Annotated in this window: 14 protein-coding genes; all 14 read left to right on the top strand. The window is 38.7% G+C overall.

Annotated features, from left to right (window positions below):
* Positions 1-174 precede the first annotated feature (174 nt).
* The 14 genes from J3U71_RS00070 to J3U71_RS00005 all read left to right on the top strand — a co-directional run bounded on the left by J3U71_RS00070 (position 175) and on the right by J3U71_RS00005 (position 16,486).
* The gene (locus tag J3U71_RS00070) at positions 175-1,374 is read left to right on the top strand and encodes an SLAP domain-containing protein (protein WP_267392258.1); all 1,200 of its coding nucleotides are present in this window, start codon (positions 175-177) and stop codon (positions 1,372-1,374) included.
* Between the two features lie 190 nt (positions 1,375-1,564).
* Positions 1,565-2,233, top strand: coding sequence for a DUF969 domain-containing protein (locus J3U71_RS00065; protein ID WP_267392256.1), 669 nt, complete (start codon positions 1,565-1,567; stop codon positions 2,231-2,233).
* Positions 2,234-3,172, top strand: a complete 939-nt coding sequence (locus J3U71_RS00060; protein WP_267392254.1) for a DUF979 domain-containing protein — start codon at positions 2,234-2,236, stop codon at positions 3,170-3,172.
* Positions 3,173-3,193: 21 nt separating this feature from the next.
* Positions 3,194-3,841, top strand: coding sequence for a pyroglutamyl-peptidase I (gene pcp / locus J3U71_RS00055; RefSeq protein WP_267392252.1), 648 nt, complete (start codon positions 3,194-3,196; stop codon positions 3,839-3,841).
* A 173-nt stretch (positions 3,842-4,014) separates the two neighbouring features.
* Positions 4,015-6,597 carry a DNA mismatch repair protein MutS gene (gene mutS, locus J3U71_RS00050; RefSeq protein WP_267392444.1) on the top strand — a complete coding sequence of 861 codons (2,583 nt, stop codon included), beginning with the start codon at positions 4,015-4,017 and terminating at the stop codon, positions 6,595-6,597.
* 2 nt (positions 6,598-6,599) lie between these two features.
* On the top strand, positions 6,600-8,492 hold the full coding sequence (gene mutL / locus J3U71_RS00045; RefSeq protein WP_267392250.1) for a DNA mismatch repair endonuclease MutL: 1,893 nt from the start codon (positions 6,600-6,602) through the stop codon (positions 8,490-8,492).
* 3 nt (positions 8,493-8,495) lie between these two features.
* A complete protein-coding gene (gene ruvA, locus J3U71_RS00040) occupies positions 8,496-9,080 on the top strand; it encodes a Holliday junction branch migration protein RuvA (RefSeq protein ID WP_267392248.1) in 585 nt (194 codons plus the stop codon).
* 49 nt (positions 9,081-9,129) lie between these two features.
* Complete coding sequence (gene ruvB, locus J3U71_RS00035; protein WP_374106767.1) at positions 9,130-10,140, top strand: Holliday junction branch migration DNA helicase RuvB; 1,011 nt, start codon at positions 9,130-9,132, stop codon at positions 10,138-10,140.
* A 65-nt stretch (positions 10,141-10,205) separates the two neighbouring features.
* Complete coding sequence (gene yajC, locus J3U71_RS00030; RefSeq protein WP_267392246.1) at positions 10,206-10,649, top strand: preprotein translocase subunit YajC; 444 nt, start codon at positions 10,206-10,208, stop codon at positions 10,647-10,649.
* Between the two features lie 160 nt (positions 10,650-10,809).
* The gene (gene zwf, locus J3U71_RS00025) at positions 10,810-12,258 is read left to right on the top strand and encodes a glucose-6-phosphate dehydrogenase (RefSeq protein WP_267392244.1); all 1,449 of its coding nucleotides are present in this window, start codon (positions 10,810-10,812) and stop codon (positions 12,256-12,258) included.
* The gene (gene dinB / locus J3U71_RS00020; protein WP_267392242.1) at positions 12,251-13,387 is read left to right on the top strand and encodes a DNA polymerase IV; all 1,137 of its coding nucleotides are present in this window, start codon (positions 12,251-12,253) and stop codon (positions 13,385-13,387) included. The genes zwf and dinB overlap by 8 nt, the downstream gene beginning before the upstream one ends.
* Before the next feature lie 54 nt (positions 13,388-13,441).
* On the top strand, positions 13,442-14,398 hold the full coding sequence (locus J3U71_RS00015) for a DHH family phosphoesterase (RefSeq protein ID WP_267392241.1): 957 nt from the start codon (positions 13,442-13,444) through the stop codon (positions 14,396-14,398).
* On the top strand, positions 14,391-15,752 hold the full coding sequence (locus J3U71_RS00010; RefSeq protein ID WP_267392239.1) for a DEAD/DEAH box helicase: 1,362 nt from the start codon (positions 14,391-14,393) through the stop codon (positions 15,750-15,752). The genes J3U71_RS00015 and J3U71_RS00010 overlap by 8 nt, the downstream gene beginning before the upstream one ends.
* Positions 15,753-15,964: 212 nt before the next feature.
* Entirely contained in the window at positions 15,965-16,486 is a 522-nt protein-coding gene (locus J3U71_RS00005; protein WP_220268295.1) for a hypothetical protein, read from the top strand.
* Positions 16,487-16,612 lie beyond the last annotated feature (126 nt).

Below are 16,612 nucleotides of genomic sequence, written 5' to 3'. Positions count from 1 at the left end.
AAAGATTAAATAAAAATCGCTCGGTTGAGCGATTTTTTTGTCCATTTGTTAATTTTACCTACTTAAATAAATATAATAACAATGCTGTTTAAAGTACCTTTACAATAAAAAGACAAAGAATTAATATTAAGTAAACTTTAATGCGATTTGTTTATTTATTGTAGGAGAAGATTAATGCTAAGCAAAAGAATATTAGTAAAAAAATCTCAAAAATGGCCTTTGTGTGGCACAGTAAGTACTTTGATGGCTGTTTGCCTTTTAGGCTTAAGTGGCCAGGTAAAAGCAGATAGTAATATTACAGCTTTACCTAAAAGTCAAAATGAAAGCCAAAATGCGCTGACCGAATCAAAGTATGAGGATCCACAGCCTCAACCAGCAGGCCATGAAGTGATTATTCCCACTAATACGAATCTAGCGCATGACACTAGCTATGCAAAACAGTGTGTTTTCAACAGTCAAAATTATCCCGATACTGCTAAATTTTATTGGATAGTGAAACCACAAACTCTTATTAATGGTCAAGCAAAGGGAATTGTTGGCATTTGGATATCAAATGAAAATATATTACGTCTGAATGTGGTAGTAAAGATTGCTGGTCAAAAGCAAGCCAAATTAATGCATAACGCTTATTTATATGATCATAATGGCAAAAGAAAAAATGATTTAATTTTGCGTGCAGGTTCAACTTTGAATCTCATGGGTAGTAAAAAAATTAAACAGCGAAAATTTTGCTTACTTGATGATGATAATTACGTTGCTCAAAATAATGTCTTCGGCGTCAACCGTAAATTGCGGCATAATGCTCGCACATATAATCAACTGGGCGAACTAATTAATAAGAAAAGCATTAAAAAGGGTACTGTTGTTAAAACTTATGGTAATTCGGTTAAAATTCGAGGTTTAAAACTATATCCAATTGCTACTGATCGCTATTTGTTAGCTGCTAATTTTAAGGCCAACAAAGCAAAGCATGTTGCATCCCAAAAGCAGGTATCTAATAAGCAGGAAAAACGGCTCATGCACAGTAGCTACTTATATAATGAACATGGTCGACGCGTTAATGGCTTAATTTTAGCTACCGGTTCGCGTGTTAAAATTAGCAAATACCATCATTTGGCGGCTGGCCGTTTCTTCTATGCTATTGGCAATGGCTATTATGTACCCGTTCGCAACGTCACTGGTTTAAAAATGGAAAGGGTAAAAGTAGACCATCCTGTTACAGTTTATAATCGTTATGGCCGCAAAATAGGGACTATTCCGGTTAATAAGAAGATCCAAACTTACGGTGATCCCTTTAAATTAAAAGGACAACACTATTACATTGTTGGTAAAGGAAAATTAATTCGTTCACGCGAAATAACTGGGCTTGATTAAAAAATAATCGTTAAACTTTATATAAACATGAGCAATTCCACTTGGGAATTGCTCTTTATTTTGCAATATATTGGTATATGCAATCAGCTTTCTTTATAAGCAGAATTTATTAAACTGATTTGACAAGAAATTATAATAATATTAGTATGTTTAATTATTATTATTAATTTCTCACAAGGAAGGAATGCTAATGGAATATTTAAGTTTACTTGGCGTTTTAGTGATAGTCGTAGGCTTTGCCTTAGGACTTGACACTGTAGCCGTAGTCATTATTTCGGCTTTGGTCACTGCTTTAGTTTCAGGGATTGATTTCGTTAAATTTTTACAGATTTTAGGTAAAGGATTTATTGATAACCGGATGGTGTCGCTCTTTTTCTTAACTTTACCGACAATTGGAGTTATTGAAAGGCACGGTTTAAAAAAGGCTGCAACTAATTTAATTCAAAAATTAAAGAGTTTAACTCCTGGGCGTATCTTTGATATCTATACTGGAATTCGTGGTTTAGCAAGTATTTTTGGTATTTCCTTTCAAGGTCAAATCCAATTTATTGCACCTTTAATTAATCCTATGGCTCAGGCTGCAGGCTCAGTTAAAGGAGAATTAACAGAGCTAGAAGTAGACCAGATTAAAGGGCGTGCTGCAGCTAGTGATAACTTTGGTAATTTTTTTGCTCAAAACTTATTCTTTGCTTCTTCGGGAGTTTTAATGATTACTAGTTCAATGAAATCTTTAGGTCATCCAATTGAAGCTTCAAATGTTGTTTTAAACTCAATACCAATCACTTTAATCGCATATGTTTTATGCTTAATTTACAATCATATGTTTGATCAAAAGTTAAAAAATAAGAAGGTGAAATAAATGACAGCTTTAGTTAATAATCTTCTATTGGCCTTTTTTGTAATAATCGGACTATTCTTTTTAGCAGCTGCCATTGAATCTTGGCGTGACCAAACTAATCCGGCTCGCTGGGGCACAGGACTTTTCTGGTTTATTTTTGCAATCATCTTTAGTATTGGCCAATGGATTCCATATGAAATTAGTGGCGCTTTGCTTTTGGTAAACGGATTGTTATCATTATTAAAGCAAGTCAAAGTTGGTAAAATTAAGGAATTACCCGAAAAGGTTGCGGATAAGACCGTTAAGCGAATTGGTAATTGGATTTTTTTCCCAAGTATTTTGCTGGCAGTCTTAGCTCTTTTACTTGCCAAATTTACTCCTTTAAGTAAGAGCAAATTAGGAGGACAAGTTGCAATTGGTATTGCTGCTGTGGTATCTCTAATTGTTGCAATGATTTTAACCAAATCGAATGGCAAGATTGCTTATGAGGATACCCAACGAATGGTTCGTTCAACTGGTTCAGCTGGTATCATACCGCAATTGCTTGCCACACTTGGTGTAGTCTTCACTGCTTCAGGTGTTGGCCAAGTAACTGCCAAAGCTATCTCAGGTCTATTTCCAGTAGGAAACCACCTATTAGGTGTTATCTTATATTGTTGTGGAATGGCGCTTTTCACTGCAATTATGGGTAACGCATTTGCTGCTTTTGCCGTTATTACTGCTGGTATTGGTATTCCATTTGTTGTTGCCCAAGGTGGTTCACCAGTGGTTGTTGCTGCTTTAGGAATGACAGCCGGTTATTGTGGTACGTTATTGACACCGATGGCTGCTAACTTTAACTCACTACCAGTTGCTTTGATGGAAATGAAGGATTCTTTAGGAGTTATCAAGCAACAGTTTCCGATTGCAATTATTATGCTGCTCGTACACATCGTTTTGATGTATTTCTTAGCTTTTTAGTTTTTAGAAAAGAGAAAAACAATGAAAATTTTAGTAACAGGTTTTGATCCTTTTGGTGATGATAAGATTAATCCAGCTATTGAGGCTGTTAAGGGCTTACCCGATCAGATTGCTGGAGCCGAAATCGTTAAGGTAGAAATTCCAACAGTGTTTGGTGATTGTGCAACTGTTGTTCATGATGCCATTGTGCGGGAAAAGCCAGATTATGTTTTAAATATTGGCCAAGCTGGCGGTCGGTTTGCCTTGACTCCTGAACGGGTAGCCATCAATTTTGATGATGGTCGAATTGCTGACAATAAGGGTTACCAGCCCATTGCTACGCCAATTCATGAAGACGGACAGAACGCTTACTTCACGCAATTGCCAGTTAAAGCAATGGTTAAGGCTATTCGTGAAGCAGGTTTGCCAGCACTTGTTTCAACAACGGCTGGGACATTCGTTTGCAACCATATTATGTATCAAGTTCAATATATGATTGACAAAGAATTCCATGACTTAAAAGCAGGTTTCATGCACATTCCGTTTTTACCAGAGCAAGTCGTTGCTCGTCCTGACACACCAAGTCTTAGTTTGGCAGATGATGTTAAGGGAATTACGGCCGCAATTACTGCAATCGTTGAAATGGACGGCAAGCCTGATTTGCAAAGTGTTGAAGGTCATATTGCTTAATTCTAACCTTACTTTGTGAAAGCTAGAAGATAGCCATTTTGCATTTTTAATTAATAGAAAAAATAAGATCGTTTAATTGCGGTCTTTTTTCTTTTGAATCGGTGTTTAGCGTATAATGATAAAAGTAAAGTAGAAAAGAAGAGGAATAAATGGCGAAAGCAAACTTAACTCCAATGATGGAGCAATATCATGAAATTAAAAAGCAATATCCCGATGCTTTTCTTTTTTATCGCGTCGGTGATTTTTATGAATTATTTGAGGATGATGCGGTTAAGGGTGCCCAGATTCTTGAGCTGACTTTAACTCACCGGTCTAACAAATCTGAGAATCCAATCCCGATGGCTGGAGTCCCTCACGTTGCGGTTGATTCTTATGTTGACACCTTAGTTGAAAAGGGCTATAAAGTTGCACTTTGTGAACAATTAGAGGATCCCAAAGAGGCTAAGGGAATGGTTAAGCGGGGAATTATTCAGCTAGTAACCCCTGGAACTTTAATGAACGATAAGCCAAGTGAGGCCAAGGAATCTAATTACTTAACTTCTGTAGTAACCACCAAGAACTGCTTTGGCTTAGCATACAGCGACTTATCAACTGGTGAAATATTTGCAACCCACTTAAAAACTTTTGCAGCAGTTTCTAATGAATTGTTGTCGTTGAGGACGCGAGAAGTTGTCTATAATGGTCATCTTAATGCATCTGACAGCGATTTTTTACATAAAGCTAATATTACTGTTTCAGAGCCAGCAGAGTTGACCGGTAAACATGCGGAAATGTCTTATGCCCAGCAAAATTTGACTAATCAGGCTGAAAAAGATGCTGTTAAGCAGCTTGTAGGCTATTTACTCCAGACTCAAAGACGTAGCTTAGCGCACTTGCAAATTGCTAAAAGCTATGAAGTAAGCCAATATTTACAGATGTCGCATACTGTACGCGATAATTTGGAACTGACTGCTTCAGCTAAGACTGGTAAGAAGATGGGCTCGTTATTTTGGGTGCTCGATAAAACGCATACTGCAATGGGTGGGCGGCTATTAAAGCAGTGGCTTGCTCGACCATTATTATCTGTAGAGGAATTAACTAAGCGGCAAGAAATGGTTCAGGCCTTACTTGATGGCTACTTTACCCGTGAAAATGTGAATGACGCGCTAAAGGGTGTTTATGATCTAGAGCGTTTAACTGGTCGGATTGCCTTTGGTAATGTCAATGCCAGGGAATTATTACAGCTTGCTCATTCACTTCAAGCCGTACCGTCTATTTTAAGTTCGTTAAAAGAGTCTGATAGTGCTATTTTGCAAAAATTTGCGTCAGAGATTGACCCTTTAAGTGGAATTGCCGATTTGATCAGTTCTACAATTGTGGATCAGCCACCAGTTTTGACAACTGAAGGAGGACTTATTCGCAATAATGTTGACCAACAACTAGATCGTTACCGGGATGCCATGAATAATGGTAAAAAGTGGCTAACTGAGATGGAACAAACCGAACGACAAAAAACGGGAATTGATAACCTTAAAGTCGGTTACAACAAGGTTTTTGGCTACTATATCCAGGTAACAAATTCGAATAAAAATAAGGTACCACTTGATCGCTATACCAGAAAGCAAACTTTGACAAACGCTGAGCGCTACATTACGCCTGAACTTAAGGAACACGAAAACTTAATTTTAGAAGCCCAAACTAAGTCAACTGATCTGGAATACGAGTTATTTGTTAAATTGCGTGAGGAAGTAAAGAAATATATTTCTGCTCTGCAAAAACTAGCTGGTCAAATTGCTGCTTTAGATGTTTTTTGTTCCTTTGCCCAAGTAGCTGAAGAAAATAATTATTGCCGACCAAAATTTCACACATCTAATCAGGATGTTAAAGTTGTTTTAGGCAGGCACCCAGTTGTTGAAAAGGTAATGAAGGCTGGTTCGTACATCCCCAATGATGTCAGACTTGACCAAGATACGGATATTTACTTAATTACTGGTCCTAATATGTCCGGTAAAAGTACATATATGCGGCAAATGGCTTTAATTGCAGTGATGGCCCAAGTAGGCTCTTTTGTTCCTGCCGATAGTGCTGAGCTGCCAATTTTTGATCAGATTTTTACCAGAATTGGTGCTGCTGATGACTTAATTTCTGGACAAAGTACTTTTATGGTTGAAATGACTGAGGCAAACGAAGCTTTACAAAATGCCACTAAGAGAAGTCTGGTCTTATTTGATGAAATTGGTCGTGGGACAGCCACCTATGATGGAATGGCTTTAGCTGGCGCAATTGTGCAGTATTTGCATGATGAAGTAGGGGCAAAAGTGTTATTTGCAACACACTTCCATGAACTGACTGATCTTGAACAAACATTGCCAAGGCTAAAGAACATTCATGTTGGTGCAACTGAAGAAAACGGTAAACTAATTTTTCTCCATAAAATTTTGCCAGGCCCAGCTGACCAAAGTTACGGTATTCATGTTGCTCAACTTGCTGGCTTACCCCGCAAGGTTTTACGCAAAGCAACAAAATTGTTAAACCGTCTAGAAGCCCAAGGCAGCAATTTAGGACCGACCTCGGCACAGCTTGATTTATTTAGTAGCAATGAGAAGCCAGAAACTGTGACAGATCAGGAGCTGGCACCAAGTACTGAAACTGAATTGTCGGACAAGGAAAAAGATGTTTTGGATGAAATATCTAATCTGTATTTAGCTGATCAAACGCCGCTTCAAGTTATGCAACTGGTGGAAAACTGGCAAGATGATTTAAAGGATGAGAAATAATCATGGCCCAAATTCACGAATTATCGGTTAATCTGTCTAATCAAATCGCGGCTGGAGAAGTAATTGAACGTCCAGCAAGTGTAGTTAAGGAATTGCTGGAAAATGCAATTGATGCTAAAAGTACGCGAATTCGGATTGATTTTATTGATGCCGGTTTAAAACAAATTATTGTTCAGGATAACGGAACGGGGATACCAAGTGATCAGATTAATCTTGCTTTTACCCGGCATGCTACAAGTAAAATAAGTAATGAGCATGATTTGTTTAATGTTGGCACACTTGGCTTTCGGGGTGAAGCCCTGGCATCAATCGCAGCCGTAAGTCATGTTGAGATCTTAACTAATTCCGGTGGAGCTAGTGGCACGCGGGCTGAATTTGCGGCTGGCGTTAAAAAGGCACAAGAAGAAGCGGCAGCTACTAAGGGCACGCAAATCACAGTTAAAGATTTATTTTACAATACGCCCGCTAGGCTTAAATACCTGCGTAGCCCCAGAACCGAAATTATGAAAATTGTTGATATCGTCAACCGGATAGCTTTGGGTTACCCTGATATCGCGCTAACGCTAATGAATGAAGGGCGTGTATTGCTGCGAACAGCGGGCAATGGCAATTTGCAACAAACTGTTTCAAGTGTCTATGGGCGTTCAATTGCTGAAAAAATGCTGCCATTTAAGAGTAGCGACAATGATTTTGAAGTAACCGGATTAATTTCCAAGCCGGGTTTAACGAGATCGACACGCAATTTTATCTCAATTTTGCTTAACGGCCGCTATATCAATAATTTTCAGCTAGCTACCGCGGTAATGGATGGTTATGGTACTAACTTGGCGGCAAAGCATTATCCAATCGCTGTGATCAAGATTAAAGTTGACCCATTATTAGTTGATGTCAACGTTCATCCCACCAAAAAAGAGGTGCGCTTATCTAAGGAAACCGAACTCAGTCGGTTAATCACTAATGCAATTAGTAGCGCTCTTTTAGCCAAGGATGTTCAAGCCGATGCCATTGGCAATTTGACTAACACCAAAGAAGAAACGCGAATGGATCAGTTGAAATTCAACCTTAATAAAAATGTGGTTGAAACTAAGAGACCTGACCAGGCTGAAAATACTCGCGATGAAGTTCATGAAACTGAACCGGCTGCGATTGAGTCAGTTGCACCATCAAAGTATGTCGACTTAAATATTCCCCGAGAAGATGATCGTTATTTAATTACGAAAACGTGGCCAGAAAATGTGAACCAGCAAGTACAACTTACGCCTTTTTCACATTCAGATTTACACGAGGATGTAATTTCTACCGGGGATGAATTACTTGCGAGCAGCTTACCCGAGCTAAGTTTAGTAGGTCAAACTAATACTTATTTGATTGCTGTCAGTGGGGAAGACCTTTACTTAATCGATCAGGTTGCAGCGCGAAGATTGCTTGCTTTTAAAAAAATAAGCCGTGAAATTGCAGGACAAAAAATTAACCAACAGGGTTTGCTAACGCCAATGATTCTGGAATTTGGCAGTCTAGATTTTATTCAGATCAAAGATCAATTAGAAGAAATCAAGCAAATTGGGCTGTTTCTTGAGGAATTTGGCCAAGATACCTTTATTCTACATTCATATCCTACTTGGCTTGAAGGCGATATTGAGCATTCTGTCAGGGCAATTTTGGACAGTTACCTCAACGTTGACCAAACTGATTCGGCCAACTTGATTAAACGAATTGCCAGTGAGCAGGCACAGAGGATTGTTCCGGGTAAAAAGAAACTATCAAGTGCTGAGTGTGGCGATCTACTGACCAATCTGCGTCAGGTCAATGACCCATATCATGATGCTAAAGGAAATGTGGTTATTGTCCGGTTACGCGAAAATGACTTACGCAAAATGTTTAAAAAGGATGAATAAAGCATGTACGAATATTTGGTAGGAATAATAACGGTGATTAAACCTGACTACATTGTTATTGACGTTAATGGTGTGGGCTATAAAGTGTATAGTCCGACACCTTTTGCATATCAGGAAAAGCAGAAGGCCCGTGTTTACATTGAGCAAATTGTGCGGGATATCGGCATCACCTTATTTGGTTTCCAAACCGAAGAAGATAAAGGTTTATTCTTAAAATTACTGAGTGTTAGCGGGATTGGACCTAAATCGGCGTTGGCAATTATGGCTGCCGAAAATAGCAATTCGCTAGCTGAAGCAATTGAACAAGGAGAGGTTAAGTACCTGACCCGCTTTCCTGGTGTTGGGAAAAAGACGGCCTCGCAGATTGTGCTAGATCTAAAAGGAAAACTGGGCGATTATGTTCAGCGCGTTGACCAACTTCCTGATCAAGAAATCTCACCAGAGTTAAATGATGCATTATTGGCCCTTCTGGCTCTGGGCTATACTAAAAAAGAAGTCGATCGCATTACGCCGCTTTTGGCTAAAGAACAAGCGACAACGGCTGATCAATATATTAAAAAGGGTTTGGCCCTTCTCTTAAAGAAGTAATTCTTGTTATAATGGACTTAGTGTTTACTTAAAGGAAGTGAAACAGGTAGTGGACGAAGATAATTCAATTGTTTCTGGCCAAATTCAGGGACCCAAAGAAGAACAGACAGAATTTTCATTACGCCCGCAGAATCTACAAGAGTATTTGGGTCAAGAGCGGGTTAAAAAAGAAATGGCAGTTTATATTAAAGCTGCCAAAAAGCGTGATGAAGCCCTCGACCACGTTTTACTTTATGGCCCACCGGGATTGGGAAAGACGACTCTGGCTTTTGTAATTGCGAATGAATTGGGCGTAAAGTTAAAAAGTACCAGTGGACCAGCAATCGAAAAAGCTGGCGATTTAGTGGCGCTTTTAACCGACCTTGATCCGGGCGACATTTTATTTATTGACGAAATCCACCGCTTACCTAAACCAATAGAAGAAGTTTTGTATTCAGCGATGGAAGACTTTTACGTCGATATCGTGATTGGTGAGGGACAAACAACCCATGCGGTTCATGTTCCGCTACCGCCATTCACATTAGTTGGTGCAACTACACTAGCCGGCCAATTATCAGCACCATTAAGAGATCGTTTTGGGATTGTCGAGCACTTACAATATTATAATGTGACGGAACTTGAAAAAATTATTCAGCGCTCCAGTAGTGTTTTTAATATTGAGATTGCTTCACAAGCTGCACATGAACTGGCAAGAAGGTCACGGGGAACGCCGCGGGTAGCTAACCGCTTATTACGGCGCGTGCGTGATTTTGCACAGGTCAAAGGTGAAGACGTGATTTCTTATGAGACAACAAGAGATTCCTTAAAGCAGTTGCAAGTTGATGATGAAGGATTAGATCAGACAGATCGTAAAATTTTACGGGTAATTATTGAAAATTATCATGGTGGTCCAGTTGGCGTGCGCACAATAGCTGCCAATGCGGGCGAAGATGTCGAAACGGTCGAATCGCTATATGAACCTTATTTACTGCAACATGGCTTTTTATTAATGACGCCACGTGGACGAATGGTCACTGAAAAAGCTTATGTGCAATTAGGCTTACCAATTCCCGGGCAGTAGTGCAATTCTGCGCTAGTTTTTGTATAATTAAGTAATTGATATTTTTAAGACAATGAGGTGTAAATTTGAATACTTTATTTTTAGCGGCCAATAATGGTAATGGCATGGGTAACATGTGGACAATTATTATTTTTGTTGTGTTAATTGCCCTAATGTACTTCACAATGATTAAGCCGCAGAAAAAGCAACAACAAAAGAAAATGGAAATGATGAATGAGCTTAAAAAAGGCGACAATGTCATCATGATTGATGGTCTGCACGGTAAAGTTGATTCCGTTAATTCTAAGGACAAAACAATTGTTTTGGATGCAGACGGAATTTACCTAACATTTAGCCGGATGGCAGTTCAACAGATAATACCTGCTGCGCCAGAAGCTGAAGAAGCTACACCAGCTAAAGAAACTGCGGCAGAAGAAAAACCTGCTGCACCTGCCGATAAGCCCGCTCAAAAAGAGCCTGCTGATACGCCAAGCAGTGAAAACAAGGATGATCACTCATCTGAAGAATAATAACTAACAAGATGTCTTTAAAAAGGCATCTTTTTTATTGCAGTCTTTTTTTGACTTAAGCTCCACTTATTTTTCTAATAAAGGTTGTTTAAAACTAAAGTTTGACTGGAAAATATTATAAAATAGAGTTAACATACCTGATTTTGGAAAGGATTTTCTCATGAAAAATATACCTGTTATTATGATTATCTTCGGTGGAAGTGGCGATTTGGCTCACCGTAAACTTTACCCTGCGCTGTTTAATTTGTATGAGCAAGGCTTAATTCACGATAACTTTGCTGTTGTTGGTACGGCTAGGCGCCCTTGGTCACATGAGTATCTTCGGCAACAGGTCAGCGATGCCGTTAATGAGACACACGATGAGGTTAATGAAAATGATCTAGCTGCTTTTACTAGTCATTTTTATTACCAGTCCCATGATGTTACCAATGTTGAACACTATGAAACGCTGAAAAATTTAGCTGGCGACCTTGATAATCGATATAGTGCTCAGGGAAACCGCATTTTCTACATGGCAATGGCTCCCCGCTTTTTTGGTACAATTGCGCAGCATATCAACGATCAGAATTTGACTAGCACTGGTTTTAACCGAATAGTAGTAGAAAAGCCATTTGGTCGTGATTTAGCCTCTGCAGAAGAATTGAATAAGCAGATAACTGCTTCATTTGATGAAAATGATATCTTCCGAATTGATCATTATCTTGGTAAGGAAATGGTTCAAAATATTTTGCCGCTTCGTTTTACCAATCCGTTGATAAAAAACATTTGGAATAGTGCCACAATTAAGAATATTCAAGTGACTCTGGCAGAGCATTTGGGAGTTGAGGCCCGTGGTGGCTATTACGAAACCTCTGGTGCTTTGCGTGATATGGTCCAAAACCATATTTTCCAAATCATTACTTTACTAGCGATGCCTGAACCAAAGGATTTAACTTCTAAAAGTATCCATGAGACTAAGCAGGAATTGCTTGATAGCATGATTGTGCCTGATGAACAAGAGATTGCGCAGCATTTCGTCCGGGGACAATATTTAGGTAGCGATATGACTTTTGGTTACCGGCAAGAACCTAATGTAGCGGAAGACTCGAATACCGAAACTTTTGTCGCTGGCGAAGTGAAATTTAAAAAGGGTCCAGTTGCCAACATGCCAATTTATTTTAGAACTGGAAAAGAATTGCGTGAAAAAACTAACCGAATTGATATTGTGCTCAAACACATCTGTACACCATACGGACAAGCGCACTCCAATAACATTTCGATTATTATTGATCCCGATATGCAGATTTTTATAACGATTAATGGCAAAAAAATCACGGAGCCAGGCATTCGACGTGAAAACCTAGATTACCTGTTTTCCAAGCAAGAGCAAGAAAAGGTACCTGATGGCTATGAACGTCTTCTTCACGACGTTTTTGTCAACGATTCCACCAACTTTACGCACTGGAGTGAATTAAAAAATTACTGGAAATTTATTGACGTTGTTGAAGAAGCATGGCAAAAAGAAAATGAAGAAGGTAAGCAGATAAACCAGTATTTACCGTATCGGATGGGGCCAAAGGCCGCAAATGAGATTTTTGAATCGCCAACTGAACGTTGGATTTATGAATAATTATAGCGACGGCTTGTTGCCGGAAAATGATTTACATCGAAAAATTATTCACGTTGATATGGATGCTTTTTATGCCTCAGTTGAAACACGTGATCATCCTAATTTAAAGAATAAGGCGCTCGTAATCGGACAAGATCCGCGGCAAAATCATGGTCATGGAGTAGTAGCTACGGCCAATTATGTTGCCCGTAAATATGGCGTTCATTCTGCAATGCCATCAATTAAGGCCTTTAGGCTAGTACCGAAAAGCAAACTAGTATTTATGAAACCAGATTTTGCCAAATATCGCCGTGTTTCGGCAGAAATCCATGAAATGATGCATGAAGTTACGGACGTAGTTGAATCAATTGCTCTGGACGAAGCATATCTTGATGTGACTGAGAATAAAATGGGGCAAGATTCCACCGTTCAAATCGCTATTGATTTACAAAATAGAATCAGAAAAGAAGTTGGCCTAAATTGCTCATTCGGGGCAACTTATAATAAATTTCTAGCTAAAATGGGTTCGGAATATTCTAAGCCATTTGGACGGACAATTATTTTGCCTAGTGAGGCACGTGGCTTTTTGGCTCGGCAAAAAATTAGCCGTTTTCATGGCATTGGACCAAAAACAGAGCAGAGACTGGCTGAGCTGGGCGTGTACACTGGCCAAGGCTTGCAGCAAATGCACGTGCGTGAATTAATCAAATATTTTAACCGAATGGGTTATCAGATGGCAGAGCATGCTAATGGGATTGATTTGTCACCTGTTGTGCCCGATGATGAGCGTAATCGAAAATCAATTGGGGTCGAGCGAACATATGAGCCATGTGTATATAATGAGCAGACAGCTTTGACCAATATCAGAAATTATGTTAATGAAGTAGCTAAGAAATTGCAGGAGCTTAATCTGTTTGCTAGTACCGTTGTTTTAAAAATTCGTAATAACGATTTTGAAACTGTTACAAAGAGGCAGAAATTAGAGCATGCAACTAATAATCCATTGGATATTTATGAATCTGCCCGAGACTTATTCAATCCGCTTTCTGAGTCATTTTTAAATGATGGAATAAGACTTTTAGGTGTTACCGCTACTGATTTTACCGAGGCTGAATTTGAAAATATTGCTCTGGATTTATTTTCAAATTAACGAAAAATATCTGTTAAACTAATTGAGTACTTTGAAAATTGTGAAGGAGACAAAATGAACACTTTCCCAAAAATATATGAAAAAATTGAGCAGTATCCAACTATTATTCTGCACCGTCATACTAGTCCAGATCCCGATGCGTTGGGATCACAAGCCGGGCTTGCACGTTCTTTAAGACTTAAATTTCCAGACAAGAAGATCTTGTGTGCAGGTGAAAATGATGAGGGTGATCTAGCTTGGATTAACACCATGGATAAGGTGACTGAAGAAGATTATCAGGGGGCTTTAGTCATTACTACTGATACTGGTAATACGGCTCGAATCGCTAATAAAATGTACAGCAAGGGTGATTTTTTAATTAAAATTGATCATCACCCCGATGTTGAACCATATGCCGATCTAAGTTTTGTTGATGATGAGGCTCCAGCAGCTTCCCAAATCGTGGCCGATTTTATTCTTGAAGAAAATTTGCCGCTGACTGCGGAGGTTGCATATCCGCTATATGCTGGCATTGTCGGCGATACTGGCCGCTTCATGTATCCTGAAACTTCGGTGCATACTTTTAACGTTGTTGCCAAACTGACAGCCACTGGGATTAATATTAATGAAATTGCCCGCAATATTAGCGATGTAACCTTTGCGCAGGCAAAACTGCAGGCTGAAGTACTTGAATACATGAAAGTTGATCGGAGTGGGGCAGCATATGCAATATTGTCACGGGATGCATTGCATAAATTAGGCGTGGATTCCGACCAGGCGTCCTGTACGGTATCTACCCCAGGAAGAATTAAAGACATTATTGCTTGGAACGTATTTGTTGAAAAGCCTGATGGCACTTTTAGAGTACATTACCGTTCTAAGGGTCCAATTATTAATGAATTAGCTGCAAAGCATGACGGTGGTGGTCATGCTTTGGCCAGTGGCGCAAATGCTAAAGACATGGACGAAGTTAAGCAAATCTTTGCAGAATTAGTTCAGGTAACTAAGGAATATCAAGAAAAAAATGAATAATATTTTTACCAATGAAAACATTAAGCCAGCGATTAGGCAGGGGTTAGCCAAGATACATTTCACTGAGCCAACAAAGGTGCAGGAAAAGGTAATTCCTGTTTTATTAGCACACAAAAATGCCGTTGTGCAGGCCGTAACCGGTTCAGGTAAGACCCATTCCTTTATAATTCCGGTTCTAAATGAGATTGACGAAAAGCTTGAGTATCCTCAGGCTATTTTGACTGCACCAAGTCGTGAACTGTCTGAGCAGCTTTACCAAGTTGCCCGTGAGTTACGTGATGCTGCTGGGCTAAATATTTCAATTGCTCATTTTGCCGGCGGCAGTGATCGTGAGCGGCAGCTTAAAAAAATTGACAATCATAAACCGCAAGTAGTTATTGCGACTCCTGGACGTTTACATGATTTTGTTGAAAAGAAAATCTTACTTTTAGATTATGTTAAAGACTTTGTCATTGATGAAGCAGATATGACCTTAGATATGGGCTTTTTAGCCGATATTGATTTTATTGCGCAAAGATTGCCAAAAGACACCACTTTGGCTGCCTTTTCAGCAACGATCCCGGTAAAACTAGCAAACTTCTTGCGCAAATATATGTCTAAGCCGGAGCAAATTGTAATTGATAACCCAGCAGTAATTTCGCCAACCATTAAAAATGATTTACTTGATATTGGCTCCAAAAATAGAAAAGCAGTCCTGCATCAATTGTTAACTTTGGGTCAGCCCTATTTGGCTGTTATTTTTGCTAATACAAAGCAAACCGTTGATGATTTAACCCGCTACTTGCAGGATCAGGGACTAAAAGTGGCGAAAATTCATGGTGGAATCACTGAACGGGAAAGAAAACGGACATTGCGAGAGGTTGAAGCAGGTCAGTATCAGTACGTGGTCGCAACTGATTTGGCTGCACGTGGTTTAGATATTGCTGGTGTCAGCTTAGTCGTTAATTATGAAATTCCCCGTGATTTAGAGTTTGTCATTCACCGTATCGGACGAACTGGCCGGAATGGGTTAGCTGGACATGCCGTTACTTTGATTAAAGTCGAAGAAATGAATCGCATTGCTAGTCTAGAAAAAATGGGGATTCACTTTGATTTTGTTGAAATAAAAAACGGAGAGTTGGTTCCTCGTAAGCATTATCACAGTCGTAATGAGCGAAACAATTCCTCGTACGCAATTGATAATCGGGTAAACGGCTACGTTAAAAAAGCAAAAAAGAAACGTAAACCTGGTTATAAAAAGAAGATTAAACGAGTTATTCAACAAGATAAGGCGCAAAAAAATAAAATTGAACAGCGTCATAAAATTCGAAAAGCAAAAAAGCAACGGAAGAAGCGACGTGAAGATCGCTCATAAAAATAAAAGGCACAATCATCGAAAGACGATTGTGCTTTTTATTATACATAATTATATTTTTTTCTAGCGCTATTAACGGACAGAGAAAGCTTTTTGTCTAAAATTTATTAGTAAAAAGCAATTTTACAATAATTTTTTAATAAAACATATTGTATGATAGCGTTTTTATTGCTATATTATTTATCGTACCATAAGAAAAAGGAAGGACAGAAATGATAAAAAATAAATCTGAAGAAGTTTTATTAGCTAAACTTTCAGGTCACATTGTTAAGAAATATACCGTAGTTGAATTTTGCAAGGAGGCGAAGATTGAGCGAAGCTATTTTTATACACGGTATGAGAATATTTGTGACCTGTTTGCTTCAGTTATGGCCTTGCAGCTCAGACGGGAATTACGTGGCGAGAAAAATGATAAATTAAATAGTATCTTTTTTCAAATGTTAGAAAAAATAAAAAAAGATAAGTATTTTTTCCTAAACATCATCCTTATTTCCAAGGATTCAAATACTTATTTTGAAATCTTACAAAAGGAAATGGCTAACGCAATCGAAAATTACATGCGTCCACGTGGACCTTTTTCCGTAAGACAAGTTAATTTGGTAGCTAGCGGAATATATGCAATTATTTATAATTGGGTATTACATAGATGTAAATACGATATCAGGGATGTGTACCAATGCATTAACTTGCTTTTAAAAAATATTGATCGAACGGAAATAAATCCTAAAAAATAAGTTGTAAAGAAAGAATGTTAGCAATAACATTCTTTTTTTTTGTAAAAAAGACTTGCAAAAGTAAAAAAGAGTTGCTAATATTAATAACTGTCGTCGGGCGCAAGGCAAGAGCCAAGCGGAAGAGGG

This window comes from Lactobacillus sp. B4015, assembly GCF_026536055.1.
Lineage (GTDB): Bacteria > Bacillota > Bacilli > Lactobacillales > Lactobacillaceae > Lactobacillus > Lactobacillus panisapium.
This window is presented reverse-complemented; position numbering and strand designations above follow the sequence as displayed.